Source organism: Tumidithrix elongata BACA0141 (assembly GCF_036349135.1).
Taxonomy (GTDB): domain Bacteria; phylum Cyanobacteriota; class Cyanobacteriia; order Pseudanabaenales; family Pseudanabaenaceae; genus Tumidithrix; species Tumidithrix elongata.
Genome location: NZ_JAZBJZ010000013.1, coordinates 38,197 through 64,374, shown reverse-complemented (window position 1 = coordinate 64,374; position 26,178 = coordinate 38,197). Strand labels below are relative to the sequence as shown.

Annotated in this window: 26 protein-coding genes and 1 pseudogene; 20 read left to right on the top strand and 7 right to left on the bottom strand. The window is 45.6% G+C overall.

Going from position 1 to position 26,178, the window contains the following annotated elements; translation table 11 throughout:
• From V2H45_RS05380 to trxA, 4 genes are all read left to right on the top strand, one after another.
• On the top strand, positions 1-380 hold a 380-nt coding region (locus V2H45_RS05380; RefSeq protein ID WP_330482596.1), incomplete at its 5' end, for an NgoPII family restriction endonuclease.
• An 11-nt stretch (positions 381-391) separates the two neighbouring features.
• Complete coding sequence (locus tag V2H45_RS05375; protein ID WP_330482595.1) at positions 392-1,477, top strand: DNA cytosine methyltransferase; 1,086 nt, start codon at positions 392-394, stop codon at positions 1,475-1,477.
• Between the two features lie 20 nt (positions 1,478-1,497).
• Positions 1,498-2,802, top strand: coding sequence for a glycosyltransferase (locus tag V2H45_RS05370; protein ID WP_330482594.1), 1,305 nt, complete (start codon positions 1,498-1,500; stop codon positions 2,800-2,802).
• A 148-nt stretch (positions 2,803-2,950) separates the two neighbouring features.
• Entirely contained in the window at positions 2,951-3,268 is a 318-nt protein-coding gene (trxA, locus tag V2H45_RS05365; RefSeq protein ID WP_330482593.1) for a thioredoxin, read from the top strand.
• A 26-nt stretch (positions 3,269-3,294) separates the two neighbouring features.
• Here trxA and V2H45_RS05360 read toward each other — a convergent pair whose 3' ends face one another.
• Positions 3,295-3,912, bottom strand: coding sequence for a ribonuclease HII (locus V2H45_RS05360; RefSeq protein ID WP_330482592.1), 618 nt, complete (start codon positions 3,910-3,912; stop codon positions 3,295-3,297).
• 59 nt (positions 3,913-3,971) lie between these two features.
• Between V2H45_RS05360 and V2H45_RS05355 the strand changes: the two genes are divergently transcribed.
• From V2H45_RS05355 to V2H45_RS05345, 4 genes and pseudogenes are all read left to right on the top strand, one after another.
• On the top strand, positions 3,972-4,550 hold the full coding sequence (locus tag V2H45_RS05355) for a hypothetical protein (protein WP_330482591.1): 579 nt from the start codon (positions 3,972-3,974) through the stop codon (positions 4,548-4,550).
• A 96-nt stretch (positions 4,551-4,646) separates the two neighbouring features.
• The gene (locus tag V2H45_RS05350) at positions 4,647-4,775 is read left to right on the top strand and encodes an element excision factor XisH family protein (protein ID WP_330482590.1); all 129 of its coding nucleotides are present in this window, start codon (positions 4,647-4,649) and stop codon (positions 4,773-4,775) included.
• Positions 4,776-4,793: 18 nt separating this feature from the next.
• A pseudogene (locus V2H45_RS25540) lies at positions 4,794-4,900 on the top strand (fatty-acid oxidation protein subunit alpha); the annotation flags it as partial.
• Positions 4,888-5,223, top strand: a complete 336-nt coding sequence (locus V2H45_RS05345; protein ID WP_330482589.1) for a XisI protein — start codon at positions 4,888-4,890, stop codon at positions 5,221-5,223. The pseudogene V2H45_RS25540 and the gene V2H45_RS05345, both read left to right, overlap by 13 nt.
• A gap of 33 nt (positions 5,224-5,256) precedes the next feature.
• Here V2H45_RS05345 and pgsA read toward each other — a convergent pair whose 3' ends face one another.
• Positions 5,257-5,817: a CDP-diacylglycerol--glycerol-3-phosphate 3-phosphatidyltransferase gene (pgsA, locus tag V2H45_RS05340; RefSeq protein ID WP_330482588.1), complete on the bottom strand. Its 561-nt coding sequence runs from the start codon at positions 5,815-5,817 to the stop codon at positions 5,257-5,259.
• 132 nt (positions 5,818-5,949) lie between these two features.
• Between pgsA and V2H45_RS05335 the strand changes: the two genes are divergently transcribed.
• Positions 5,950-6,888, top strand: coding sequence for an exopolyphosphatase (locus V2H45_RS05335; RefSeq protein ID WP_330482587.1), 939 nt, complete (start codon positions 5,950-5,952; stop codon positions 6,886-6,888).
• Positions 6,889-7,059: 171 nt separating this feature from the next.
• On the opposite strand, the gene V2H45_RS05330 is transcribed toward V2H45_RS05335, so the two are convergent.
• The gene (locus tag V2H45_RS05330; RefSeq protein ID WP_330482586.1) at positions 7,060-7,842 is read right to left on the bottom strand and encodes an SDR family NAD(P)-dependent oxidoreductase; all 783 of its coding nucleotides are present in this window, start codon (positions 7,840-7,842) and stop codon (positions 7,060-7,062) included.
• A 665-nt stretch (positions 7,843-8,507) separates the two neighbouring features.
• Positions 8,508-9,203, bottom strand: coding sequence for a response regulator transcription factor (locus tag V2H45_RS05325; protein WP_330482585.1), 696 nt, complete (start codon positions 9,201-9,203; stop codon positions 8,508-8,510).
• 382 nt (positions 9,204-9,585) lie between these two features.
• On the opposite strand from V2H45_RS05325, the gene purC reads away from it, so the two are divergent.
• From purC to V2H45_RS05270, 11 genes are all read left to right on the top strand, one after another.
• A complete protein-coding gene (gene purC, locus V2H45_RS05320) occupies positions 9,586-10,323 on the top strand; it encodes a phosphoribosylaminoimidazolesuccinocarboxamide synthase (protein ID WP_330482584.1) in 738 nt (245 codons plus the stop codon).
• A gap of 117 nt (positions 10,324-10,440) precedes the next feature.
• Positions 10,441-12,498, top strand: a complete 2,058-nt coding sequence (locus tag V2H45_RS05315) for a BamA/TamA family outer membrane protein (RefSeq protein ID WP_330482583.1) — start codon at positions 10,441-10,443, stop codon at positions 12,496-12,498.
• 35 nt (positions 12,499-12,533) lie between these two features.
• Entirely contained in the window at positions 12,534-13,370 is an 837-nt protein-coding gene (gene lpxC / locus V2H45_RS05310; protein ID WP_330482582.1) for a UDP-3-O-acyl-N-acetylglucosamine deacetylase, read from the top strand.
• Between the two features lie 105 nt (positions 13,371-13,475).
• Positions 13,476-13,955: a 3-hydroxyacyl-ACP dehydratase FabZ gene (gene fabZ, locus V2H45_RS05305; protein ID WP_330482581.1), complete on the top strand. Its 480-nt coding sequence runs from the start codon at positions 13,476-13,478 to the stop codon at positions 13,953-13,955.
• Positions 13,956-14,000: 45 nt separating this feature from the next.
• The gene (gene lpxA / locus V2H45_RS05300; RefSeq protein ID WP_330482580.1) at positions 14,001-14,819 is read left to right on the top strand and encodes an acyl-ACP--UDP-N-acetylglucosamine O-acyltransferase; all 819 of its coding nucleotides are present in this window, start codon (positions 14,001-14,003) and stop codon (positions 14,817-14,819) included.
• A gap of 98 nt (positions 14,820-14,917) precedes the next feature.
• Entirely contained in the window at positions 14,918-15,628 is a 711-nt protein-coding gene (locus V2H45_RS05295; protein ID WP_408648733.1) for a Uma2 family endonuclease, read from the top strand.
• Positions 15,629-15,680: 52 nt separating this feature from the next.
• Positions 15,681-17,489 carry a S8 family peptidase gene (locus V2H45_RS05290; RefSeq protein WP_330482578.1) on the top strand — a complete coding sequence of 603 codons (1,809 nt, stop codon included), beginning with the start codon at positions 15,681-15,683 and terminating at the stop codon, positions 17,487-17,489.
• Positions 17,486-17,713 carry a hypothetical protein gene (locus V2H45_RS05285; RefSeq protein WP_330482577.1) on the top strand — a complete coding sequence of 76 codons (228 nt, stop codon included), beginning with the start codon at positions 17,486-17,488 and terminating at the stop codon, positions 17,711-17,713. The genes V2H45_RS05290 and V2H45_RS05285 overlap by 4 nt, the downstream gene beginning before the upstream one ends.
• A 184-nt stretch (positions 17,714-17,897) precedes the next feature.
• Positions 17,898-18,125: a hypothetical protein gene (locus V2H45_RS05280; RefSeq protein ID WP_330482576.1), complete on the top strand. Its 228-nt coding sequence runs from the start codon at positions 17,898-17,900 to the stop codon at positions 18,123-18,125.
• 79 nt (positions 18,126-18,204) lie between these two features.
• Positions 18,205-18,741: a 5-(carboxyamino)imidazole ribonucleotide mutase gene (gene purE / locus V2H45_RS05275; RefSeq protein ID WP_330482575.1), complete on the top strand. Its 537-nt coding sequence runs from the start codon at positions 18,205-18,207 to the stop codon at positions 18,739-18,741.
• A 142-nt stretch (positions 18,742-18,883) separates the two neighbouring features.
• Positions 18,884-19,207 carry a hypothetical protein gene (locus V2H45_RS05270; RefSeq protein WP_330482574.1) on the top strand — a complete coding sequence of 108 codons (324 nt, stop codon included), beginning with the start codon at positions 18,884-18,886 and terminating at the stop codon, positions 19,205-19,207.
• Positions 19,208-19,317: 110 nt separating this feature from the next.
• Here the strand turns inward: V2H45_RS05270 and def are convergent, their stop codons facing one another.
• From def to V2H45_RS05255, 3 genes are all read right to left on the bottom strand, one after another.
• Complete coding sequence (gene def / locus V2H45_RS05265; protein ID WP_330482573.1) at positions 19,318-19,887, bottom strand: peptide deformylase; 570 nt, start codon at positions 19,885-19,887, stop codon at positions 19,318-19,320.
• A 322-nt stretch (positions 19,888-20,209) separates the two neighbouring features.
• On the bottom strand, positions 20,210-21,955 hold the full coding sequence (locus V2H45_RS05260) for a DUF3352 domain-containing protein (protein ID WP_330482572.1): 1,746 nt from the start codon (positions 21,953-21,955) through the stop codon (positions 20,210-20,212).
• A 121-nt stretch (positions 21,956-22,076) separates the two neighbouring features.
• Positions 22,077-26,093 (bottom strand): DNA-directed RNA polymerase subunit beta', encoded by a 4,017-nt coding sequence (locus V2H45_RS05255; RefSeq protein ID WP_330482571.1) that lies wholly within the window; start codon positions 26,091-26,093, stop codon positions 22,077-22,079.
• Positions 26,094-26,178 lie beyond the last annotated feature (85 nt).

Here is a 26,178-nt window from a genome sequence, read left to right as displayed (position 1 = left end):
CTAGTCACTTAATATTCCTTTACATACTCTATCTTTTTCACGCCTACTTACTTATCGAGTTTGCTGAAACTAATGAATTAGGAAGAGTTAATAAAGTCGATCCTCTAGGTATTACTTATTTGAGAATCAGAGGCATGTGGGGCATAGAAAACCCTCTCAATGTCTATGATTATGTGGATTTAGGCTATGACGCAAAAAATGAATTTCAAATAATTGCCATCATGAAAGCAAGCAAATATCAATCTTTCCCAGTTGAGATCAGGAGAGAAATTGAAAATCTTTCAGGAGAGGAGAACTTTGAAATAATGGATCGGCAAATTAGATCTCCTGATAATCCTGCGAAGCTCATAAACGCCAAAATTATTAGTTATAAAAGATAAGATTTTTAATCATGGATGTTGTCTCCCTTTTTTCTGGTTGTGGTGGCTTGGATATTGGTTTTCACAAAGCTGGGTTCAATATAGTTTTTAGTAATGAGTATGACAAATCTATTTGGGCTACCTATGAATTTAATCATCCTGAATTTAAATTAGATAAAAGAGATATTAGAAATATTCAATCTTCTGAAATACCTGACTGTATTGGCATTATTGGCGGTCCACCTTGTCAAAGCTGGAGTGAGGCTGGTGCGGGACGTGGAATCAACGATCTAAGGGGGCAATTGTTCTATGAATACATCAGAATCGTAAGAGATAAAAAACCACTTTTCTTTGTAGCTGAAAATGTTAGTGGCATTCTAGCCGAAAGACATATTCATGCTTTTACCAATATTTTATATATGTTCAAAGATGCAGGATATGAAGTCGCTTATAAGCTACTGAATGCTGCAAATTTTAACGTACCTCAAGATAGGAAACGAGTCATTATTGTTGGCTATCGAGAGGACATGAAAGGAGTTTTTGAGTTTCCTATGGGGAATAAAAAGATTCCCACAATTAAAGATGCCATATATGATTTAAGTTTAGTAGAACCTATTGCAAGCAGTCAAAAAGAGCATAGCGTTTCTAAAATCCCAAATCATGAGTATTTAGATGGTGGTTTCTCTAGCATTTACATGTCAAGAAATCGTGTTCGGGGGTGGAATGAACCATCTTTTACAATTCAAGCAGGTGGTAGACATGCGCCTATTCATCCTCAAGCTAATAAAATGATATTTGTCGAACAGGATAAAAGAATTTTCGATCCAAATTCACCTAAACCATATCGTCGATTGTCTGTTCGGGAATGCGCAAGAATACAGACGTTTCCTGATGATTTCATTTTTAAGTATGACAACATTAATGATGGCTATAAAATGGTTGGTAATGCTGTCCCTGTAAATTTCGCCAATGCTCTAGCAAAAAAGATCTTTGTAGATATTCGAGAGTATCAAACACTCGGACATTGCAATCATTTACTTCAAGTAAATTACCCTAAACAACTTACGCTGCTTAGCCCAAACTGCGTTACAAACGATGCTTTTGCTGTTGTCCCTTAGCAAGAGTGAGCTAGTTTTTTATGGGTAAAGGATTTGGTAGTGCTTCCCGACCAGTGCGTTTGAGCTTGTGCGCGATCGCTAAAAATGAGGCGCATAGGTTAGGAAATTGTTTGGCGAGCGTTCGAGGGTTTGTGGACGAGATCGTCGTTGTCGATACTGGGTCTAGCGATCGCACCGTAGAAATTGCCAAACAACACAAAGCCAAAGTTTTTCGGTTTGAATGGTGCGATGACTTTGCGGCAGCACGCAACTATGCCCTGCGCCATGCCAAAGGGGAATGGATTTTGGTGCTCGATGCCGATGAGCTGCTTGATGCGGCGATTCAGCCTATCCTCACTGAGGTCATGCAACAGCAAACCTGCCTCGCTGTAAATCTTGTCCGCCTTGAGGTGGGAGCCAGTCAATCGCCCTATTCACTCGTATCTCGGCTATTTCGGCGGCGAGCGGATTTAGGCTTTACGGGAATTTACCACGAGCGCATCGATCTCTCTGTGGAGGAGATTATCGATCGCGAACCGCACTGGCAAGTTGTCACTATTCCTGCGATCGCGATTCATCACTATGGCTATCAAACCCATGAGATTGCACGGAAGCAGAAGTACGACTTTGCCAAACGGCTCATGCACAAACATCTAGAGGCTTTCCCTCAAGATAGTTACATGTACAGCAAACTCGGCGCTCTGTATGTGAGCGAATCTTCAAGTATCGACGAATCCGAGCGTGAATCTCTTTCTGCGCTGAGTGGGGAAGATTCTGAGCCGCGAAATCTCAAACTCGCACGGGGCATCGAACTCCTGCAAACGGGATTAAACTTAGCTTTTCAGCATTCCCAGCAAGACCAAACCCTATTTGAGCTTTACTATCATTTGGGTATTGCCTACACCCAGCGATCGCAATCGGAATCCGCCAAACAAGCTTACCAAACGGCTCTGGAGTTGAATGTGCCCGATCTGGTGAAGTTGCCTGCCTACAATAATTTGGGCAGTATTTGGCTTGAGGAAACAGCCTATGATTTGGCGATCGCTGCCTACGAGCGTGCGATCGCGATCGCCCCAGATTTTGCCAAAGGATTTTGTAACTTGGGTATTGCCCTCAAGGCCGCAGGTCGTCTGGGTGATGCTATATCTGCTTACGAACGCGCGATCATAATTGCTCCAGAATATGCGGATGCCTATCAAAATTTAGGGGTAGTGCTGATGCGGTTGGGGCAAGTCCCGTCGGCGATCGCCAACTTTAAACAGGCGATTTTTTACCACGAGCAACAACAAAATTTTGCGAATGCTGAGGCTTTGCGATCGGGCTTGCAAGATATGGGTTTGCTTTGAGAGATATACCTCTAGGCTAGTGGGTTTTTAGTATGGTAGATGACCCTAGCCACTAAAATAATAAGTATACTCGGAAGAGAGAAATCAAGAATCGTGAGCCATCCCAGAAGGACGGAGCTTTAACCCAATTTTTCGGTAAGGAGAAATTATGACCGTCAAGAAACAGTTTGCCAGTTTTGAAGAAATGATTGAGGGATCGGAAGTACCACTCTTGGTAGATTTCTATGCTCCTTGGTGCGGTCCTTGCCAAATTATGGCCCCGATTTTGGAACAGGTAAGCGCGAAGATCGGTGACACAGCGCAGATCGTCAAGATCAACACCGACACCTATCCCAGCTTGGCATCTCAATATTCAATCCGTGCCCTGCCGACCTTCGTTCTGTTTAAGAACGGTCAGCCCGTCGATCGCATCGAAGGTGTGCTCACCGCCGATCAGCTTTACAGTCGGATGCAACAGTGGATTTAGTCAAGCATTCCTAAATAGAAGGCTGTTTAGGTTTTGACTTTAAAGGATTGACGATGTAACGTGGTATAGCCAAATTTTTGAATCGCCGCTCTATGTTTGGCTGTACCGTAGCCTTTGTTTTGCGCTAGGTCATATTCGGGGTAGTCTTTGGCTAAATCATCGATCGCGCGATCGCGCCATACTTTTGCCACAATACTAGCGGCGGCGATCGACAGCGATAATTTGTCTCCTTGAATGACGGTCGTTTGGGGAATGGGAGCGATCGATTGAAATCGTAGAGGCTGATTGCCGTCAATCAGACAGTGGCTCGGCTGGGGCTTTAACTGAGAAATCGCGCGTTCCATCGCCAATAAACTCGCAGCCAGAATATTCATCGAGTCAATCTCTGCCACCGTGGCAGTTCTGATTTGGCAATCAACGGCAATGTCGCGAATCAGTCGATCTAACTCCGTTCTACGTTTGGGGCTTAGCTTCTTACTATCGGTTACCCCTGCTTTCTCTAGGTCGGCAAAAGCAGCGATCGGTAAAATTACTGCGGCGGCAACTACCTCCCCAAATAATGCGCCTCGCCCAACTTCATCCACCCCTGCAACAGGATGATGTTCTAGTTCAAAGGTGCGTAGTTCAAAATTTCGATCGGTCATGCAAAATTAAAGGATACATTTAGCTCAGTTCTCATTCCTACAATCGCCCATTGGTGTGAATGTTCAAAAGTAATTTTGCCACAGCTATGATTTTGAGCGCGATCGCCCTCATGGGTCTGGGATTGCATGGGTGTAATTTTACTTCTTCCAATTTTGCCCCATCTTCTCAAACTACTAGCTCAACGCCATCATTGGGCGATCGCTACGCCTTTAAACAAGGCGGATTTTCTTTGCAAATACCCAAGGGCTGGCAGCCCAAAGCGATCGCCGATCTAAAGTACGAAGCGATCGTCGATCCTAAGGCGATCGCTGGCTTTTCTAACAGTATTAATTTTATTGACGAAGCCTTTTCTGGCTCGCTTGCTGACTATGAAAGTGCGAACTTTCAGTTAGCGGAAAAAGCTTTTAAAAATTTTAAAACGATCGCTCGCACAGAATTCAAAACTGATGCAGGGGCATCAGGCATTCAAATCGCGACGGAATCAGAACAGTTAGGCAATCGGCTGCGCCAAGTTTTCTTTATTGTGGATGCGCCCCAAGGTACAAAACTGATCGTTACTTATACCTGTCTGGCGAAAGATGGCGATCGCTTCGCCCCCCTGTTTGTCGCTAGCTTAAAAAGCCTACAATTCAACTAGTTATATGCAACAGCTTGAATTCATTGTTGTACAGTTTAGGTAAAAAGGTAAAAGACGAAATTAAAAAGAAGGTGAAAAGTTAAGAGGAGATGAGTAATGGCTAAAGATCTTTTTCATGATGTAGTAAAAGAGGCTCTTCGGAGCGAAGGATGGCAAATTACCCACGATACTTTAATTATCGTCACGCCCTACGCACTCAAGAGCCTGCCCAAAAGCTATACCTAGCTGTTCCCAGCCAAACTTACGATCAATTTTTCAGACTGCGATTCGTCGAAGAAATAGTCCAAGAGCAGAAAATTCTTCTGGTTATTTACAACATCAAAACTGGAGATATCCAATGGATAAATTAGAGCAATATCGGCAAACCGTAAAAGAAATTCTGACTGAACATAGCCAGATTAAACCCGTCTATGGTGAGATTCAGATGAAGCTTGTACTCGATCAAGAGCGAGATCGATATCAATTACTCCGCACAGGTTGGCTTGAAGAACGTCGAGTCTACGGCACACTCATTCATATCGATTTAGAAGATGGCAAAATCTGGATTCAATATGATGGGACAGAAATCGGAGTCGCGAATGAGCTAGTGGAACGAGGAATCCCAACAGAAGATATTGTCTTAGCCTATCACTCACCATTCATGCGGCAATATGATGGCTTTGCCGTTAAATAAAGTGATTAGGGCGATCGCGCTTCAACCAAGCCGTCAAGCTTCTTGTTTTGAGGGCAAGATATAAATAAAACCTGAGATTAAGGTGAGGGCAACCGCCAACCAAAATAGCCAAATGGCGAAGGGTAATCGCACGATCAACCAAGCGATCGCCAGAATTTGTACGACAGTTTTGGCTTTACCCCAAAGATTTGCCCCAACGATCTGTGGCTGGGCTGGAGAATTCTGAGAGGAGCTTTGAGAGGAGCTGGGTGCGCCGCGCCATGCTGTAATCACCATCTCTCTTGCCACAATCAAAAATACACCCCAAGCAGGAACCTGCCCCAATTGGACGAGCAACAATAAAGGAGCCAACACCAACAGCTTATCGACCAGCGGATCGAGAAACTTGCCCAGATCGGTGACTTGGTTGAGTTTGCGGGCTAAATACCCATCCAGCCAATCGGTGAGTGCGGCGATTAAAAATGCGACCAAAGCGATCGCGCGACTCAGCTCACTATCTTGCCAACTCAAGATGCCTAAAATTACGGGCACTGCCACCAATCGAGATAGCGTCACCCAGGTTGGGAGGGTAATTGTGCTGGTTAATTGCAACATCAAGGGGAAAAAGTACAATTCATAGCCATCCTACTGCATTACACCCACCGCCTTTAGCAATTACCTCTCGCCTCAAGCAAACTTTCAGATTAGTATGTGTCTATTAATGTGGATGAATTTGGAGGCACCTTCATGTCAACAGAAAGTAATAAATATAGACTGATCACCCGCAGTGACTTTGATGGTGTAGTCAGTGCAGTTTTGCTAAAAGAGCTAGATATGATTGATGACATTAAATTTGTTCATCCTAAAGATATGCAGGACGGCAAAATTGAGGTAACAGATCGAGATATCACCACCAATCTTCCCTTTGTGGAAGGCGTACATTTAGCCTTCGATCATCACCTCAGCGAAACGATTAGGGTGCAAGAAGGGCGGGACAACCATGTGATTGAAGCAGATGCTCCTTCGGCGGCAAGGGTTGTATATAACTACTATGGTGGTAAGTTCAAGTTTCCCAATATTCCACAGGCGATGATGGAAGCTGTAGATAAAGCTGATTCAGCTCAGTTTAGTTTGGAAGAGATTTTGAATCCCGAAGGCTGGGTATTGTTGAGCTTCTTAATGGATTCCAGAACGGGTTTGGGGCGATTTAGAGAGTTTACCGTTTCTAATTATCAACTGATGATGCAGTTGGTAGATTCCTGCCGCAACAGTTCCATTGAAGAAGTAATGGCACTTCCAGATGTAAAAGAACGCGTAGATCTCTATCGCGAACACGAAGAAAAATTTAAAGAGCAACTGAAGCGATGTGCGACTGTCCATGACAACCTTGTGGTTTTAGACTTACGCAACGAAGAAGTTATCTATGCGGGCAATCGCTTTATGATTTACGCCCTCTTCCCTGAGTGCAACATTTCAACCCATGTGATTTGGGGAGTAAAGCAGCAAAATACAGTATTTGCAGTAGGTAAGTCGATTGTAAATCGCACTTGTAAACTTAACATTGGACAGTTGATGCTCAGATATGAGGGAGGCGGACATGCCAACGCTGGTACTTGTCAGATTCCCAACGATCGCGCCGAGCAAGTTTTACAGGAGCTGATTGAGAGCATTATCAAAAACAGTTAAGCCTTGAGAATTGAATCCATTCAAAATCCTAAAAGTCGAGATTTGCAGAGTTCAACCTTGCAAACCTCGACCTTTGGAAACTACTCCATTCTAGCCCTCCCCTTGCATTAGTCGCGAAGCGACTTCCCATAGGCTATGGGAGGAAGATTTCTAGTTTCCCTAAAAATGCCCTTAACGAGAGGGTTCGTAGACAGGGGCAGCAGTTTGAATCACCTTCTCCATTAACCAAGGAACGATGCGATGGGCGATCGCCGCGATGCGACTTTGCCAATCTACAAAGATTTCAGGAGATTCAGAGAGGACTCCCTTCACCAGTGCCTCGGCAACCTGTTTAGATGTGCTGGGAACAACCCATCGGAATAGCTGCATTTGTCGCACCATATCTGTATCAGTTAGAGAGGGAAGCAAAGCCAGCACGCGGACGTTATGACTGGCTAGTTCTCCACGCAATGCCTGGGTAAAACCTAAGATGGCAAATTTCGTTGCTGAGTAGGTAGACATTGTGGGTGCAGCCAACTTACCCATCAAGCTAGAGACATTCACAATCACACCGTCTTGCTGCGAAGCCATGCGTCTGGCAACTAAGCGCGTTACGGTATACAACCCCATGAGATTGACATTAATCTCTTCTTGTACATTTTTGAGTTTAGATTGCAAAAATGGAGCTTGATGGGCGATACCCGCGCAATTTACCAAGAGGTGAATCGGACCATAATCTCTCCAAGCCTGCGAAATCGTGGTGCTCAAAGCTTCAACTTTAGTTAAATCTACAGCCAAAGGAATTGCTTGCACGTTCAATTCTTCAATTTCGGCAGCAAGATCGGCTAGGGCTTGGGCATTACGAGCTAAGAGCAGCAGACAACTCACACCTTGGTTTGCTAGTTCTAGCGCGATCGCTTTCCCAATCCCCCGTGAAGCTCCAGTAATCAGAGCTGTTTTCCCTTTGAGTTTCATGTGTTCCTCCTAGATTTGAGGTGTCACTATTTGCATTCGGAGATTTGCTCCGTACACTTTTGCAAATTGCAAGCTGCACAATTCAAAACAACAATGACTTTAGGATTGGTAAACCCCTAATCAGACAGCGGCGATCTGTTCCCCAGATGCAATACAATTGCGATCGCTTTATCTTGCGTATGTTTTGGATTGTGTTTCCGAACAGGCGAGTGGAATGTTTAAATCTGTTCTAGAAGTCAGCTGCTTTATATGAATTTGCTATGTAGTGAAAGCAAAGATAGTGACGTGAGTTCAATCGTCGTAGATAGGTAGCGTTGTGAAATGATATTGATCGAAAAATTGAAAAAAAGATTGAAAACCAAATTAAACGTTTGTGGCAATACTGAGATTGCAACGTTAGACAAAAAGAGTGGGGAACCGATTGGTTAGTTTGTTTGGCATGGATCTCACTCCTTGTAGGTGTAAATACCTATTGGTTTTATTCCGACAGCTTCAACTTAGCAAGGGGATCAATTCACAACAATATACCATTCGACATATTTCTTGACATGACGTATGTTCTCTGTATTTAAACAGCGAAGATGAGGAATAGTTCAATTTGTAGCGACTCCGACTAGCCGATCTGTTGAGCTAGCATGGCATGAGAAGCTGAATCGCGATCTAATCTATTTGACTAGACCAGATCGTAAGGCTCTCACAGCAGCTTGGGTGCGATCGTCAGCACAGAGTTTGTTAAGAATATTTCTGACATGGGTTTTAACTGTGCCAACGGTAATGTAGAGGCGTTCGGCAATTTCGGCATTGCTATAGCCATTGACGATTTCTGCCAGAACTTCAAGTTCGCGTTCAGTAAGCGGTGTGGCTTCTAAAATTTGCTTGTATTCAGGCTGAGATGCTTCAATCTCGACGGTTGTCGTACTGTCTCCCTTGCGGACTTGACTGAGAACGATACTGGCGATCGCTGGATCGATCCAAGAGTTACCCTCCGCTGTCAGTTTTAAAGCTTGGAGGAGATTCTCAGAGCTGATGTCTTTGATGCAATAGGAGTCTGCCCCAGCGGCAAACGCTGCGAGCACCGTGTCTTGGTTATCCGTTAGGGTCAAGATCAAAATCTTGGGGGTAGCACCTGACTCAAAGGCATGGGCTTTAATTTGTCTCGTGACCTCAACGCCATCAATATCAGGAAGCCCTAGATCGACAATCACTACATCGGGCTGCTGCTGAATCGCCTTATTTACACCTTCATTTCCTGTTGCAGCCTCTCCTACCAAGGCAAGATCGCTCTGCTGTTGCAGGGTAATCTTCATGCCTACACGGGTGAGGTCATGATCTTCGATTAGCACAACACGGATTTGACTCATAACTTAAAAACGGGTGATGAAACTTTTTGAGCAACTTGTTTTAAAAGCATTGCGAAACGTGCAACTTAAAAAACAAAGAGAATGGGGTGATCTGCACTTACTACTAATCAGGATTGCACACAAGGGGACAGATTGAACAGCAAACATCTCTTCTGGCTTTACTTCATCTCGTAAATCTCAAATTCAGACCGAAATTTTGTCTTTAACAAAGTTGATTTTTCAAGCGATCGCCAAACCCTTTTTAATCTTGTCCTAATGGTGACTTTGGTCATGGCAATATGTGTGACCTTTGTCTGATGCTGAGCATCTAGGAAAGCATTTAGTGTAAATTGAAGACTAGGCGTGTTGAAATTACTGCAAACCCACTTAACCTAAACTTAAAATGGCTGGCGAAAAAATCTACGAAGGCAAAGCCAAAATCCTCTACACCACAGACGATCCAAATATATTACTGACGCATTTTAAAGATGATGCCACTGCCTTTAACGCTCTTAAAAAAGGCACAATCGAGCATAAAGGGGCAATGAACTGTGCGATCGCCTCTCATCTATTTGAATACTTAGCTACTCAAAATATTCCGACCCACTTCATCCAACAAACTGCCCCCGATCGAATGCAGGTCGTGGCAGTCAAAATTCTACCTTTAGAGGTAGTCGTGCGAAATATTGTGGCGGGCAGTCTTTGTAAACGCACAGGAATAGCTATTGGGACGGTGTTAAAGCAACCTTTGGTTGAGTTTTATTATAAAAATGACGACTTAGGCGATCCTCTTTTTACAGAGGATCACATTGCATTGATGGCGTTGGCAAGTCCCGAGCAGGTTGCCCAACTACGGCAAATGGCACTAACAATTAATCAACACTTGCAAGATTTCTTTCTTAACTGCCAATTAATCCTTGTCGATTTTAAGCTTGAGTTTGGCATTGATGCCCATGGCAATTTGCTTTTAAGTGATGAAATCAGTCCTGATACCTGCCGTCTCTGGGATCAAACCAATCTAGATCCGCAAGCACGTATTATGGATAAAGATCGATTTCGACAGGACTTAGGAAATGTTGCTGCTGCCTACCAAGAGGTCATGGCAAGGATTCAAGCGGTAATTTCACAAAAAACCCCTTGATAGGCGATACTTAATAATGGAATGTTAAGTTTTCTAAGTTCTAAACTAAGGGTCTAATCACTTAGTTTCGCAGTTTAAGTTTCAATGAAGTTCCAAGTTGGTGTGTGAGTCACTCGTATGCGTATAAATCTAGTCGTGCTACTGGCCTTGGTTTCTCCGAATGTGCTTTTGCTTGGGACTCCAACGCAAGCACAGGTTGTCTCTCCTCAGCCAGCGATCGCACAAGCTTCTCCAAACCCTGTAGTACCTGCGACCCCTGCGACGCCTACTGTTGACCCCTCTACAACGCCTACTGCGCAAGTCCCTCCTAAACCCACTGCTCCGACAGAGCCTGCTACACCAGTTCCTGCCACACCAGCTCCTGTCACACCAGCCACTGAACCTGTCACTCCTCCCGCACCTGCAAATGAGCCACAAGTACTTGTGGGTGAGGTTGTTGTAAAAACTGCTCCCGATCAGCCGCCACTACCTCCTGAAATCGAAAAGCAGGTCTATGATGTAATTTCTACAAGACCAGGACGTACAACCACAAGGACTCAACTCCAGTCAGACATCAATGCTGTCTTTGCCACAGGGTTCTTTTCTAACGTTCAAGCTGAGCCAGAAGATACAGACATTGGCGTACGCGTAACCTTTTTCGTCATGCCTAACCCAGTTTTAAAAGCAGTTAAAACGGATGGCACAAAAGTTTTAGAGCCTGGGGTGATCGATCGCATTTTTGGCTCTCAAATCGGCAAGGTTACAAACCTCAAAGATTTACAAGCTGGCGTCAAAACCTTAGAAAAGTACTACCAAGATAACGGTTATGCCTTAGCGCAAATCATCGATATCAAAGCACAACCTGATGGCACTGTCACCTTGGTTGTGGCTGAAGGTGAGGTCGAAGACATTAAAGTTGCCTACTTGAATGAAGAGGGCAAAACGCAAGATAAGGATGGCAAGCCAGTGGGTGGTACAACCCGTGACTTTATCATCACAAGAGAGCTGAGTCTCAAACCTGGTGATGTCTTTAACAAATCGAAAGTTCAGTCCGACCTACAGAGAGTATTTGGATTAGGGCTATTTGATGACGTTAACCTAGGTTTAGCCCCCGGAACCGATCCGCATAAAGTGATCGTGACGGTCAATGTCAAAGAACGTAACACTGGCTCGATCGCCATAGGTGCAGGTCTAAGCTCAGCAACGGGTCTGTTTGGGACAGTGAGTTTCCAACAGCAAAACCTTGGTGGTAATAACCAGAAGCTCGGACTAGATATTCAATTAGGCGAACGAGAACTACTATTTGACCTCAACTTTACCGATCCTTGGTTGGCAGGCGATCCAAATCGCACCTCATTTACTGCCAATATTTTCAGCCGTCGTGTGTTTAGCTATGTGTTAGATAGCCCTGTTGGTGTTGGGACCAACAACGATACAGCTCAGATCAATCGCATTGGATTTGGGTTTAGTTTCTCCCGACCTTTAGATGTGGGCACAACGGCTTCCATAGGTGCGCGTTTTGAGCGGGTTCGAATTACTGATAGTAACGGCAATACCACTCCCCTTGATGTCCAAGGAAATCAGTTAACCATCGATCCTTCTGGACAAGATGACTTGCTTTTGTTGCAATTTGCTTATGCCAAAGATGGACGCAACGATCCAATAAAACCAACCTCTGGCTCAGTATTTCGGATTGCCGCCGAGCAGTCGATTCCCTTTGGGAATGGCTCGATTTTCCTCAGCCGTCTGCGTGCTAGCTACAGTTTCTATATCCCCGTGCAGTTCTTAAATTTCTCAGAAGGGGCGCAGGCACTAGCATTTAATTTCCAAGCTGGTACAGTTTTGGGTACCTTACCTCCATACGAAGCCTTCCAGATTGGCGGTAGCAACTCTGTCCGAGGTTGGGATGAAGGCAAAATTGGTAGCGGTCGCAGTTTTGGTCTCGTCTCGGCTGAATATCGCTTCCCTGTCTTTAGTATTGTTGGTGGCGTGTTGTTTGCAGACTATGGTACTGATTTTGGTACGGGCACAGCAGTCATTGGAAACCCTGCTGGTGTGCGCGGCAAGCCCGGTAATGGTGGCGGCTATGGTGTGGGTGTGCGCATCCAGTCACCCCTAGGTGCAATTCGCGTTGACTATGGTATTGGTACGAATGGCTCAACCCAATTTAGCTTTGGCTTAGGTGAGAAGTTCTAAAAAACGTAACTTTCGATCATTCACTTTAAGTACTCATGGCTAATCAACAAACGATCGCAGCTCCTTTTAGCCTGTCTGGAATAGGCTTGCATACGGGTGAGGCCACCTCTGTGAGGGTTTTGCCATCGCCACCTGACACCGGTCGTTACTTTGTCCATGATGGTCACTCAATTCCAGCCCTCGTATCTACTGTATCGCCAACTCAGCTCTCTACTGAGCTTAAAACTGCAACAGGTGCATCTGTGCGCACGGTTGAGCACCTGTTGGCAGCGTTGTTTGGCATGGGGATTGATAATGCTCGGATTGAGCTAGATCGTCCCGAAGTCCCAATTTTAGATGGCTCTGCCTTGCCTTGGGTCGAGGCGATCGCTCTTGTTGGTATTGAGTCTCAAACAGTCTCCTCACCGATCTTCAAACCACTCAGCCAAACTATCTCGGTCCAGCATGGGGATGGTTTTGTTGTTGCTCTACCAGCCAATAGCTTGCGCTTTACCTATGGCATTGAGTTTGATACCGAAGCGATCGGCAAACAATGGTTTAGCTGGGCTCCTAGTGCGACCAATTTTTTTGCTGAGTTTGCCCGAGAAATTGCCCCTGCTCGTACCTTTACTTTGGCGCAATATATTGAGCCGATGCGTGCCGCAGGGCTGATCAAAGGCGGTAATCTAGAGAATGCAATCGTCTGCGATCGCGATCGTTGGCTCAATCCACCTTTACGATTTCAAGATGAACCTTGTCGCCATAAACTTTTAGACTTAATAGGAGATCTAAGTTTGTTAGGGTTTCTACCCCAAGCCCATATCTTGGCTTTTAAGGCAAGTCATACATTGCATACCCAGTTTGCTCAAGCGATCTGGACTGCCTGTAAGTAGTACCCAAATTACGGAATTCTTGCAAGTAGCTATTGATCGTTAACAGACAATCGAGTTTACTGATTAACGAGTTTTCTTTAACATTGGTTTCATCATAAAAAAATAATGCCCACCCTGACTGAAGTTCAACCTACTATTACCACTAAGCCAACAGAAATTCTGATTGAGGAGATTCAAAAGCTCCTGCCTCACCGTTATCCTTTTTTATTGGTCGATCGCATTATTGACTATGTCCCAGGACACTCCGCTACAGGGATCAAAAATGTCACAATTAATGAGTCTTTTTTTCAAGGACATTTTCCCAATCGTCCGATTATGCCCGGCGTACTGATTGTAGAAGCAATGGCTCAGGTGGGTGGTATTATTTTGACCCAAATGCCAGGCGCTGAAGGTAAATTATCGCTGTTTGCTGGTATCGACAAAGTCAGATTTCGCCGCCCCGTTGTCCCAGGCGATCAATTGATCTTGTCTGCTGAGTTACTAGTGATTAAACGTAAACGTTTTGGTAAGATGCAGGCGAGAGCCGAAGTGAACGGTCAACTAGTATCTGAAGGAGAGCTAATGTTTTCTATAGTTGATACCTAGTGAGTTTGTGATGCTTCTAGTAATATCAAGTGAGCTTAATCTTCTATGACCGTGTCTCATGTGCCTTCTCCTCAATTGATTCACCCTACCGCCGTTGTGCATCCCAACGCTGAGTTGCACCCTACTGTGCGCGTTGGGCCCTATGCTGTCATTGGCGAACAAGTTAAAATTGGTGCCCATACTGTTGTGGGTGCTCATGCCATCATTGAAGGTTGTACTGAAATCGGTGCGCGCAATCAGATTTTCCCTGGTGCTGCGATCGGCTTAGAGTCGCAAGACCTCAAGTATGAAGGCGCGATCAGTGCAGTCAAAATTGGGGATGACAATCGTATTCGTGAATATGTCACGATCAACCGCGCTACGGGTGAAAATGAAGTCACTTTCATCGGTAACTCTAATCTGTTAATGGCCTATGTCCATGTCGCGCACAATTGTGTGATTAGCGATCATGTTGTGATTACCAACGCTGTAGCTTTGGCTGGGCATGTTGTGATTGAGCCCCAAGCAAGAATTGGTGGTATCGTCGGCATTCACCAGTTTACGCATATCGGTCGCCTAGCAATGGTTGGAGGTATGAGTCGGATTGAGCGCGATGTCCCACCCTATATGGTGGTTGAGGGCAATCCTTCGAGGGTAAGAGCGATTAATCGTGTGGGGCTAGAAAGAGCAGGATTTGACGAGCCCACACAACAGCTATTAAAAACTGCATTTCGCACTCTGTATCACCAAGATTTGACGCTGCCAGAGGCTTTAGAGAAGCTAGCAGCCATCTCTGACAATGCCCATATTCAACATTTACGAAGATTTTTGCAAGAATCCCTCTCTGACGATCAGCGACGGGGACCCATACCAGGCAAAAAATAGTAATTGTTAATCAAATTTGATGAACAGTTGCATTGCGCGAGCGCATGAAGCGATCGCCTATAATATGGGGCAAATAGCTAAGACACCTTTGGGGGTAGCTGATGCTCATCGATCTCAAACATTTGCCCACCAGCGACGAATTGCTCGGTTCGGATGATACCCCTGTGGATAACGAAGACCAGAATTTTGTACCCAACGTTCTGCTATTTCTGCTGGAATATATCTGGAAGAGTCGCGATGACTGGTTCTTTGCTGTGGATATGGGTGTCTACCATACGACAGGCTTAAATCCGAAAGTGCCCGTTGTGCCAGATGGTTTCTTAAGTTTGGGCGTAGAGCGGCGTAAGGGCAGTGGATCGCGCAAGAGCTATGTGGTGTGGGAAGAACAGGATGTAGCGCCCATATTCACGCTAGAGGTGGTATCGCAAACACCTGGGGGTGAATATGACGAGAAGTTAGCGATTTATAGCAAGCTAGGTGTAAGTTACTACGTAATTTACAATCCAAAATTCTGGCAGAGAGATGGACATCTCCCTTTGGAAGTCTATAAATTAGTCGAAGGTAATTACCAGTTGCAGTTGGGCGAACCTTTTTGGATGCCAGAGATCGGCTTAGGGGTTGGACGCTGTGTATTACCATCCGATCGCTTGCAGCGTGAAGTTTTAAGCTGGTTCGATGAATGTGGCGATCGCTATCTCACCACCGAGGAACATGCCGATATAGAGCGGCAGAGGGCTGATGAGGCGCAAAGGCAAGTTGATTTATTATTGGCGCGGTTGCGCTCGCTTGGTGTTTCCAATGAAGAATAGGTTCTGTACATCGTTATGCTAGGTCATAGGCTGTATTAATAGGCAAAGTGGGATGAAAAAGCTATTTGTTTTCTGTCTATTTTTTATTGGTTTATTTTGGGCTTTAGCCAGCTATGGTGGACTGGCAACCCAAGGCAAATATGATTCGTTAATCCTAGATTTTCGCGAAGAAGTCAGCCAGACAGAAATCGATCGCACGCTTCAAGCGATCGCAACCCAATTTAAGCTAAAACCGCAACCAAACAGCATCTTTTCCCAAGCAGATCGTATTTATGTACTTAAGGGAAATGCCGAGCTACTGGAACAACTCAAAAAATCAGAGCTAAGCAAACTTACTGAATATATCGAGCCGAACTATACCTATTCCCTCGATTTTATTGGCGATGGCAAACCCAACGATCCGCTTTACAGCAAGCAATGGAATTTACATAGCATCAACATAGAAGCAGCTTGGCAGCAAACGCGGGGCAAAGGGATTACGGTAGCGGTGATCGACACGGGCATTAGCCAAGTGGAAGATCTCAAGGACACCAAGTTTGTCAAAGGCTATGACTTTGTCAACGATCGCGAACAGGCTGATGATGACAATGGGCATGGCACCCATGTGGCGGGAACGATCGCCCAAGCAACCAACAACAAGCTTGGCGTGGCAGGGATTGCCTATGAAGCCAACCTCATGCCTTTAAAAGTACTCTCGTCTTGGGGTGGGGGAACCGTAGCTGATATTGCTGAGGCAATTCGGTTTGCTGCCGATCGCGGCGCAGATGTGATTAATATGAGCTTAGGTGGTGGCGGTGAAAGCAGCTTGATGAAAGAAGCGATTAACTATGCCCATCAGAAGGGGGTAGTGATTGTGGCAGCCGCAGGCAATTCTAGTAATAACGCCGCTGCCTACCCAGCCCGCTATCCGCGAGTGATTGGTGTTTCTGCGATCGGACCTAGTGGAACCAAAGCCTCCTACTCAAACTACGGTGCAGGCGTGGATATCTCCGCGCCTGGGGGCGTAACGCGCAGCGAAAAAGGCGACGAAAATCCCTCAGGCGGAATTTTACAAAACACGATCGACCCCAAAACGGGCGAGTCGGTATTTCGAGCCTATCAAGGCACGAGCATGGCATCCCCTCATATTGCAGGGGTGGTCGCTTTGGTCAAAGCCTCTGGGATAAAACAACCTGACGAGGTGCTGAATATTTTGAAGCAGTCGGCACGTAAAGTTGAGGATGATAGCTTAAATTATTACGGTGCTGGTCAGATCGATGCAGCAGCAGCCGTGCAACTGGCTACCAAAGGGCAAATCAGCTTTCCTGATTTCTTTCGATGGCTGCGCGACAATGGCTATCTCAATCCTCGCTTTTGGGTTGATGGTGGTGCTGTAGCGCTTCTGCCCAAAATTCTGATGGTGATTGGTTCCTATCTACTAGCTTGGCTATTGCGCAATTTCTTTCCGTTTCGTTGGAATTGGTCATTCACAAATGGTTTGTTAATGGGAAGCATTGGGCTATTCTTTTTGCGCGGTTTTTATGTGTTCGATCTGCCACAATTTCCTTTCCGCATCCTAGGCAGCTCATTGCCAGAATTGGGGACTGCCATCCAAGCGACGAATGCCCTCAATCCGATTACAGCCAGCGTATTACTCCCTCTGGGGCTTCTCGTTTTTCTTTTAGGTCATCGCGAATGGAAGTGGTTTGCGATCGGTTCCACGATTGGGGTTTCTGCCTGTTTGGGTGTCCATGCATTTTTCTCTCCTCATCTAATCTGGTTGGGAGGGGGCTTTCTGTCTAGTGGATTTCTGATCGTGAATGCCTTCCTCTGTTTTGGTTTGGCTTATTTATCACTCAAATCAGAGGTGGCAAGGGCATGAAGATTCAAATTAAGGGCACAATTCAGTTCCACGAGTTTGGCATGGGGGCTTGGGCTGTGGTCGCAGAGTCTGGCGAACAGTACGAACTGATGCAACCAGCTCCTAGTCAGCTTTTACAGGCAGGACTAAGTGTGAAAATTACAGGCGTTCTACGTGAAGATATTATGACCATGGCAATGATTGGTGCAGTGCTGCAAGTTGAGTCCTTTGAGGTTGTGACCTAATCTAGCTGTAGCTTTTTAGCTTCTCTATCGAGTTGGGTAGTCTATATCCCCCGATCGCATGACCTTTCACTTAATCTCAATGGGGGAAGTACCAATCTTGAAAGTTACCTATTCTAATTTGTATGCACCTTAATTTCTTACCAAGGCGTTTACAAATTCTAGACTTTTAGAGATGGGTAAAGCTATGACGACATTCACCGACACAATTTCATGTAACCAGATCCAATTATCCGTGGACAACCTAGCGATTGTAATGTCTCGGGTAATGGAGATGCAAAAGCATTATCAACAAGAAAACCTCCAATTATTTGAATTGATGATCCGCCAACAGGCAGATATCGAAGAGTTACAGAGCCAAGTTCAGGGCTTGAGACTCGAAAACCAACGTATTCTCAGCCATGTTCTTCGGTAGTATATATTCGATTATCGGTAAAAGGTTATCGGTTATCTGCATTTATTGGAATTAACATTTGAACTGCCAACTGCCAACCATGCCACAAACTGAAACGCCACAAGTTAGCATCATTATGGGGAGTGATTCTGACTTGCCCACCATGCAGGCAGCGATCGCGGTTTGTCAAAAATTTAATGTCACCTATGAAGTCGCAATTATTTCAGCCCATCGCACGCCAGAGCGTATGGTGGACTTTGCAAAGCAGGCACATGAGCGCGGAATTAAGGTAATTATTGCAGGAGCTGGTGGGGCAGCACATTTACCTGGGATGGTGGCAGCACTCTCCCCATTGCCTGTAATTGGCGTGCCTGTAACAACGAAGCAACTCAGTGGGGTAGATTCTCTGTATTCGATCGTGCAGATGCCTAAAGGCATACCCGTGGCAACAGTGGCGATCGGCAATGCTGAAAATGCAGGACTCTTGGCAGTGCAGATTTTGGCTACCTATCAGCCCGAACTTTTGGCTCAAGTGTTGGTATATCGGGCGGAGCTGGCGAATATGGTCTTAACAAAGCAAGCCCAACTCGATCGGGTTGGTTCTTTGGAATATTTAAAAAATATGTCTAAAGACTGAGTGTTGACCTTCACGATTGCGAATAAACGTGAAATTAATCTACAAAAAAGTTAAATCATTCCGCGATCGCGACAGTTTAGAGATTCATTCCGTACCATAGAGTCAACCTCGAAAACCTGTATCAAAATAGATACTCTGTCCTATGGAACATCTGCAACAGCAAATTTGGGAACTCAGTCAGCAGGTGAGAAACTTGGCACAGATTGTGGAAAACCTACCACAGCAAGTGACCTCAACATTAATTCAACAGGCAGGAGCTGATGCTTCGGTAAAGCCAAGCTTTGCGGCGATCGAACATAAAGATGTGCTGGTCGAAAAAACTCACACCGCTTGGTCAAATCATGTAAACGAGCATGAGATCTCTTCAGAATGGCAAGTTCGCAGGCTGACAGCTCAGTTGACGACTGCCTACAACCGCATTGCCGCTCTAGAAGAAGAACTCCTAAGCCGTCGTATTGCTCGCTAAACCTCGGCTGCGATCAGTTAGAGTTAACCAATAGATTTAGATTTAAACCAATGTATTGCTCTGCCTTGGTCTAAAACGACCGAAGGTCAGCGAGCGTAGCCGATCTGAGCCTATTCTTTAACTGACTCTACATCTTTAACCGAGAAGCCATGCTTGGTAAGTTCTTTGGTCAAGGCAGTAGCATTTTGGACGCGATCGACAAACATCACACCATTAAGATGATCCATCTCATGCTGGATTACTCTAGCTAGCAATCCATTGGTAACGAGTTTCTGAGGTCTACCTTCTTCGTCGCGATAGACAACTGTAACTTCGTCAGGGCGTTGCACGTCTAAAAATACTTCAGGAATACTCAGACAACCCTCTTCGCCAACAACGATCTCACCACCCATCGATTTAATTTCAGGATTGATCAGTACGAGGGGAGGCTTGGTCTCATCTTTAAGTTCAATATCAATGACGATCACTTGTTTGTTTACCCCCACCTGTGGTGCAGCCAAACCAATGCCATCGTTGCTATACATGGTTTGCAGCATTTCCACCGCTAACTGACGAATCTCATCATTGATCTTGTTAACCCGCTTAGCAGGTTGTCTTAAGACGCGATCGCCTAGCTTATAGACCTTAAGTGGTGGATTTTTGAGCTTTTGTTTAGGGACTTGAGCAAGAGTAGTGGGCATTACCGACAGCCTATAGCGTGAGTTAGATGAGAGTTAACACATGGATATGAAACAATCCGTACTTTTTGCAAACAGGCATCTTGCCTATACATACAAGCATTTATTCTACGGATTGACTTTTCGATCCTAATACTAATTTCAATTAAAACTGTAACAAATTGGGATTTAAGTTCCGCGCTAAGCGAGGTTGTTCAAAAAGTGGCATCGCCGCTGTTTTGAAAATGACCTAAATATATTTTGACATGACGTTAAAGAATCTTGGTATAGATTTTTGGGATAAATTCCAATCTATACCAAGACTCTTGAGATTGCTGAGTGCTGTTTACTTAGCAGCGGGCTTGGGCTTGAGTGATAGCAACAACTCCGCTTTACTCGTAGATTTATCGGGCACAGAAACCGTTACTCCGATACCACGCACGGCGCCGATCGCCTCCATCACTACAGGGGGGATCTCGGCTTTGCTCGATTCAGGCATTGACTTGCTAATTACAGCCCAAGATTTTTCCATATCAAGATAGAAGTAACCAATGCTTGATGGGGAAAGAAGCGATGCTGTAACTGTTTTAAACACAGCATCTGCATCTAGTGGGCTTGCAGGTTTTGGTGCGATCGTGCTAACCAAGGGTGCTGCTGTAATAAAGAATGAATCCTTCTGATGCCACCCATGGGATACAAATGGAGGTGCACCGGGACCGCCCCATTCTGTAACTGAGACACCACCGACGTCTTTGGTTGTGACCGAGCCACCGTTAGTTTTGACAAAATCGTCAAACTTTTTGAGTAAGCTTTCTGCCGCTGACCGATTGGAGGTTTGGAGAATCAGTACAGGCCCTACACCAAACTGAGCCAAAATGCCTTCCGAAGAAGCGATCGCGCCAAGGGCAAATTCTCCATCCATCCAGCCAAAAACATCTTTGTCAAGATCGATTGCCAGTGGGGAGGCTTTACTTTGTTCCCGCCATTGATCCACAGCCTTTTTCGCATCAGGAACCCTAGCAGCAGCTTCAAGAAATCGCTTCCAACTGGAATTTAGATCGATACCTGTTACCAAAGCAAAGGTTTGGGAGGGCAACTGTGAGATCACTTTACCTGGAGAGGTTTTATATTCCACCTTAGTGAAATTAGGATCGATCTTGGCGATCATTTTGACGCGAATTCCCTCACTATCAACCCCCGCACCCATGTTGAAAGCAGTAATTTGTTTAATCTGTTCCAAAGACTCAGGTGTGAGCGGAGGAGTTTGCGGATTCATTGCCGCCATCTGCTGTACAGAATTCGCAAAGTCTGGAATGTAGAGCTGAATCAGAGGATTTTTGAGTTCTAAATTGTCAGCACTTAAGGCACTAGACAAAGAAGCTTCACCCTTAAAGGTATCGATCGCTTTTTGCACGGTCTGCACTTGTGGCGAAACAACGAGATAGTCGCCCACAAAGGCTGAACTTGTTTCCTTAGACCCCTCACCAAATTTTGAAATTTGGATGCCTTTGTAATCAGATTGACTGGGCTTGCCACCCGCTTTGGTTTTAACTTTTTCAGTAAATTGCGTGGCGCCAGCCTTATCCTTGATCTCTGCAACGATCAACATATTGGGAATCTCGGTACTTGCGGTTGCAGGAGGTGTAGGTGTTTGGACGAGCTGAATCGTGCCTGTATCAGAAACTGGCACATAACGTGGTGTCGTCGAGGGGAGCAGGGCTGAAGGCTTTGCCTTAGGTAAAATAGCGATCACAACACTATTCCCTGCCCAGGGTTTGATATCTTTTTCAAAATCAAAATCTGATGAAGCTAACGTACTTTGCTTGGCTTGGTTGAGCGTTGCATCAAACTGTTTTTTGACCTCAGGTGGGAGAAATTGATCGAGTTGAGCGAGGGCTACACCGTCGGTAGAGATCGTAATAGCCATTAATGCCTGTTTGGGTACCAAATTTACAGCGCCAGAGACAGGCGTGGGCGTACCACCAGGGTTTGTTACAGGTTTATTAAAGTAAAAGTAAGCACCAGCACCGCCTGCTGCGACTACTGCAGCCCCAATGGCGGGAATAAGGAGATTCGGCTTTCTTTCAGACATAAGTTTGCTGTTTACCAAATAGTTGTTATCGAGCTTTAACAGTGTGAGGGGCTGACTAGTAGGTATCTTACCCTTAGCCAGCCCCTCACACATCATTATGCTTTAATCGCCAGATCGAGCCCTAATCAACCATGTCGTCATCGTCGATATCCTCAAAGTCATCATCGTCTTCATCTTCAAGCTCGACGTCATCATCAACCAGTTCATCGTCATAGGCACGAATGTCTGCTGGGGGCGTTCTTGTGTCGAGTCGGCTCTCAAGACGCGTATCGAGTTGGTAAGTCCGAGCGATGTTGTCATCAATAATCACATCATCAGACTCATCGTCGTAGGCGATCGCTGAATCATGGATAATTTCCGAATCCGCCGAAGTGTTGTCGTAAGCATTGAAGCCCGTACCCGCAGGAATTAAGCGTCCAATAATCACGTTCTCTTTCAAACCACGCAACCAGTCAGATTTTCCTTCGATCGCGGCTTCAGTCAAGACTCTCGTTGTTTCTTGGAAACTGGCTGCCGAGATAAAGCTATCCGTGTTTAAACTAGCCTTGGTAATCCCCATCATTACGGGTGTGTACTCAGCGGGAACACCGCCCGTGATTTCCATGGCTTCATTGATTTGCTCAACCTGATGCAGATCGACCAATTCACCTGGCAGACGGGTGGTATCTCCACCATCATCAATGCGCACTTTAGAAGTCATCTGTTTGACCACAACCTCAATGTGTTTATCAGAGATATCTACACCTTGAGATTGGTAAACCCTTTGTACTTCCTCAACCAGAAACTCTTGCACTTTCTGCAAGCTTTCTAGGGCTGCTTTTCTGATACCGTAGATTTCTCTATAGGTTTGGAAGAAGATATCCAGAATATCATGGGGGTTAGCAGGTCCATCGGTTAGGGGTTCCGCTGCTTTAACGACTTGACCGTCAGAGACCAGTAAACTTTGCCCTGGACTAATAAAGTAGTCATCATCAACGGTTCCGTCGGTGCCGATCACACGCACTTCAGGATTGTCATCAGAATCATAGGCAACCTGCACAGTCCCAGCAATTTTGGCAAGAACGCACATTTCCTTGGGCTTGCGAGCTTCCAGCAATTCTTCAATTCGAGGTAAACCTTGAATAATGTCACCCGTTTTAGCCCGTTCAAACACAAGGAGTGCAAGGTTGTCACCCCGTTGAACGAGATCGGCATCTTTAATTTGCAGCAACGCACCTGGGGAAACCAGATAGGGACGACCAATGCGTAAGGTGACGTTTCCTTGGTCTATGGAAACGACTTGTCCTGATTCTGGGGCAATTACACCACCACCAAGAGGATCGCTTGAACGGAGCAGGTCGCCTTCCTTGACTGAGGGCTTCGCACAGGGAACAGAGACGCGATCGAGATCGGTAACCACCAGCACACGGCGAACTTGCTCTGTGCCTTCACGGATCCCTCGTACTTCCCCTGCACGCTTACAAAGAATTTCAGTGCGAGCAACCACAGCCCCAGGTTCGATGCGTTCGCCTTCCGTCACCAAAAGACGAGTACGTGTCGTTCCCTGTGTAGGATCGGCAGCCATATCTTGACGAATCACCAAAGATTCCAAGATTACGAGTTGCAGTCGCAAGCTTTCAGAATCATTTTCATCGGCAATAAATTCAATGTCGGCAGCAAGTTGGGGTGCATCGGTGTCAACTTCAAGGATTAACTGAGTCTTAAGTAACTCCAATCCATCAATCGATTTGACCCGCTCGCCATCCTTATAGGGCATCCGTTGCACGGGTCTGAGTCGAATCGATCGCCCTTCTTGATTTACAGATTCTTGGCTGGGTACATCGGGCTCGTCAGGCACTTGAAACTCTTCTACAGGACGCAGAAGCAAGGCAGGTCCCTCAGGAGTATCGACATATTCCACATAGCGCAGCTCAGTAGCCACCAAGTCAGGCATAATTTCTGTGCCTGGATAGGCAAGGGTCTTATCTTTGCGCATTGCAGTTTGTGGGTCATCCACTAGGTGCAGATTGCCAGGCTTGATCACAATCTCCCGCAGAATGTCGTTTTTCTGGGTGACTTCGACCACACCAGCGCTCTGACAGAGGATATCCTTGACAACTTCTGTTCCAGCTTCAATATACTGACCATCTTCCACCATGAGTAGCGTGATGTCTTTGTTGACCTCATGAGCTTCTTCAGGAATCCAAAGTAAGGTGCCACCCTTGGTGACTTCATAGCCCTGCTTAGCTTTGCTACGTTTGGAAACCTCCACACCTGCATATTTGATAATGCCACCACTCTTGGTGTGGTAAGTCCCATCAATCAATTCGGCAACAACTTGATTGTTGATCACCTTTGTCCCTGGAGATGCCTTCAGCGAGAACTGCTGACCACCTTTGGTTTCAAGAATATAATGCTCGCGTCCTTGAGAATTTTCTGTAATTACCTTGGCTTGGTCTAAGACCACAGAGGCGGTAATAATCTCAATTTCGCGATTTTGCAGAACTTCATCTTGGTCTTGATCTTCGGGATTGCTGCGATTTTCCTCTTGGGTAAAGCGAACCACACCGCCATGCTCTGTAATCAAGCGGGTTTCAGCAAGTACACCATCGAGTTCAATGCGATCGCCATTTTTAACGACAGGCTCAGCCCCAGGTGGAAGGTTATAGACTTCTCCGCCCAGCACCCAGATTCTACCGCGTTCACCTCTAGCGATGTAGTTAGTGTTGCCTTGGCGATCCTTTTTCTCTTCAATGGTTAATTCTGAAAAGAAGACCTCACCAGCAAGGTCAGTATTGAGGGCTTTTGTCGCTTTTTCTGTGGTTTTACGCGAGGTACGACCGGGGGCTGCGACTTCAGCTAGAAGTTGATTTTGAGTTACCTTTTGACCATCCTTGACTAACAGCGTAGAACCCTGCGTAATTGCGAAGGTTTCTTTTTTGCCATCAGTGTACTCAACGGTAAACTCACCATTGGATTCCACGATAAACGCATCTTCACCATGGCGCGTCCGCATGGCTCTGGCTTTTAGTTTTTTCGGCCACTTCACTGCACCATCATAGGGAGCGCGCTGTTGTTGCGCGATTTCACCCGTAAATACACCCCCCGTGTGAAAGGTACGCATGGTTAACTGCGTACCAGGCTCACCAATGGACTGTGCGGCAATAATTCCCACAGCTTCACCAATGTCAACCACCTTGGCATGGGCTAGGCTCCACCCATAACAGGTTTGACAAACAGAACGAGTAGATTCACAGGTGAGCGTAGAGCGCACGAGTACTTCTTCAACGCCAGCTTTAGCGACTTTTTTGGATAGATCGTCAGAAATAGATTGATTGCGTTCTACAATGACCTCTCCTGTCTTAGGGTCAATAATATCTTCAGCAGAGACACGCCCAAACAGCCGATCTTCCAGTTTGATCAAGGTGCGATCGCCATCTTTCATCGCCCGCAACTTAATTCCGCGTGTTGTGCCGCAGTCAACTTCTCGGATAATTACATCCTGAGACACATCCACGAGACGACGAGTGAGATATCCCGAATCGGCCGTACGCAGTGCAGTATCAACAAGTCCTTTACGCGCACCGTAAGACGAAATAATATACTCAGTAACTGTTAAGCCTTCGCGAAAATTTGTCTTAATTGGTAAGTCAATAATTTCCCCTTGAGGATTAGCCATCAGGCCGCGCATTCCCACTAACTGACGAACCTGGGAGATATTTCCTCTAGCTCCAGAGAATGCCATCATGTAGACGGAGTTCAACGGATTATTATTACGGAAGTTTTGAACCACCGCATCTTTAAGGGTTTCGTTGGCTTGGTTCCAAGTATCAATCACCTTTTGGAAACGTTCAACTTCTGTGATCTCGCCACGGGTATAGCGATCTTCAGTTAATTCAATTTCTTCTTCTGCCTCAGCCAACAATTGTTTTTTGGTAGGAGGAATTTGCAAGTCATCTACACTGATAGAAATACCTGCCTGGGTAGCATATCTAAATCCCAGAGCTTTTAGCTCATCAGCCAGATTGGCAGCACTAGAAGTACCATGTTCGGTAAAAGCCCAAGCAATTAACTTTTTTAACTGCCCTTTGTCAACTTGGCGATTGATAAATCTCCGAGGTTTTGTGGTTTCTGCGTTGTTAACGGTTTGATCTGCCATAGTTCTTAGCTGTTCGTTATCAATGGTGGTTATCAATAGTTGACAGTTCTGAATGAACTTTAGAACCTAGAACGGCATGTTCATT

Excerpts from the sequence above, each read along its gene's own strand:
- V2H45_RS05375 (WP_330482595.1), top strand. The coding sequence starts at position 392 with ATGGATGTTGTCTCCCTTTTTTCTGGTTGTGGTGGCTTGGATATTGGT.
- V2H45_RS05370 (WP_330482594.1), top strand. The coding sequence starts at position 1,498 with ATGGGTAAAGGATTTGGTAGTGCTTCCCGACCAGTGCGTTTGAGCTTG.
- trxA (WP_330482593.1), top strand. The coding sequence starts at position 2,951 with ATGACCGTCAAGAAACAGTTTGCCAGTTTTGAAGAAATGATTGAGGGA.
- V2H45_RS05360 (WP_330482592.1), bottom strand. The coding sequence starts at position 3,912 with ATGACCGATCGAAATTTTGAACTACGCACCTTTGAACTAGAACATCAT.
- V2H45_RS05355 (WP_330482591.1), top strand. The coding sequence starts at position 3,972 with ATGTTCAAAAGTAATTTTGCCACAGCTATGATTTTGAGCGCGATCGCC.
- V2H45_RS05350 (WP_330482590.1), top strand. The coding sequence starts at position 4,647 with ATGGCTAAAGATCTTTTTCATGATGTAGTAAAAGAGGCTCTTCGGAGC.
- V2H45_RS05345 (WP_330482589.1), top strand. The coding sequence starts at position 4,888 with ATGGATAAATTAGAGCAATATCGGCAAACCGTAAAAGAAATTCTGACT.
- pgsA (WP_330482588.1), bottom strand. The coding sequence starts at position 5,817 with ATGTTGCAATTAACCAGCACAATTACCCTCCCAACCTGGGTGACGCTA.
- V2H45_RS05335 (WP_330482587.1), top strand. The coding sequence starts at position 5,950 with ATGTCAACAGAAAGTAATAAATATAGACTGATCACCCGCAGTGACTTT.
- V2H45_RS05330 (WP_330482586.1), bottom strand. The coding sequence starts at position 7,842 with ATGAAACTCAAAGGGAAAACAGCTCTGATTACTGGAGCTTCACGGGGG.
- V2H45_RS05325 (WP_330482585.1), bottom strand. The coding sequence starts at position 9,203 with ATGAGTCAAATCCGTGTTGTGCTAATCGAAGATCATGACCTCACCCGT.
- purC (WP_330482584.1), top strand. The coding sequence starts at position 9,586 with ATGGCTGGCGAAAAAATCTACGAAGGCAAAGCCAAAATCCTCTACACC.
- V2H45_RS05315 (WP_330482583.1), top strand. The coding sequence starts at position 10,441 with ATGCGTATAAATCTAGTCGTGCTACTGGCCTTGGTTTCTCCGAATGTG.
- lpxC (WP_330482582.1), top strand. The coding sequence starts at position 12,534 with ATGGCTAATCAACAAACGATCGCAGCTCCTTTTAGCCTGTCTGGAATA.
- fabZ (WP_330482581.1), top strand. The coding sequence starts at position 13,476 with ATGCCCACCCTGACTGAAGTTCAACCTACTATTACCACTAAGCCAACA.
- lpxA (WP_330482580.1), top strand. The coding sequence starts at position 14,001 with ATGACCGTGTCTCATGTGCCTTCTCCTCAATTGATTCACCCTACCGCC.
- V2H45_RS05290 (WP_330482578.1), top strand. The coding sequence starts at position 15,681 with ATGAAAAAGCTATTTGTTTTCTGTCTATTTTTTATTGGTTTATTTTGG.
- V2H45_RS05285 (WP_330482577.1), top strand. The coding sequence starts at position 17,486 with ATGAAGATTCAAATTAAGGGCACAATTCAGTTCCACGAGTTTGGCATG.
- V2H45_RS05280 (WP_330482576.1), top strand. The coding sequence starts at position 17,898 with ATGACGACATTCACCGACACAATTTCATGTAACCAGATCCAATTATCC.
- purE (WP_330482575.1), top strand. The coding sequence starts at position 18,205 with ATGCCACAAACTGAAACGCCACAAGTTAGCATCATTATGGGGAGTGAT.
- V2H45_RS05270 (WP_330482574.1), top strand. The coding sequence starts at position 18,884 with ATGGAACATCTGCAACAGCAAATTTGGGAACTCAGTCAGCAGGTGAGA.
- def (WP_330482573.1), bottom strand. The coding sequence starts at position 19,887 with ATGCCCACTACTCTTGCTCAAGTCCCTAAACAAAAGCTCAAAAATCCA.
- V2H45_RS05260 (WP_330482572.1), bottom strand. The coding sequence starts at position 21,955 with ATGTCTGAAAGAAAGCCGAATCTCCTTATTCCCGCCATTGGGGCTGCA.
- V2H45_RS05255 (WP_330482571.1), bottom strand. The coding sequence starts at position 26,093 with ATGGCAGATCAAACCGTTAACAACGCAGAAACCACAAAACCTCGGAGA.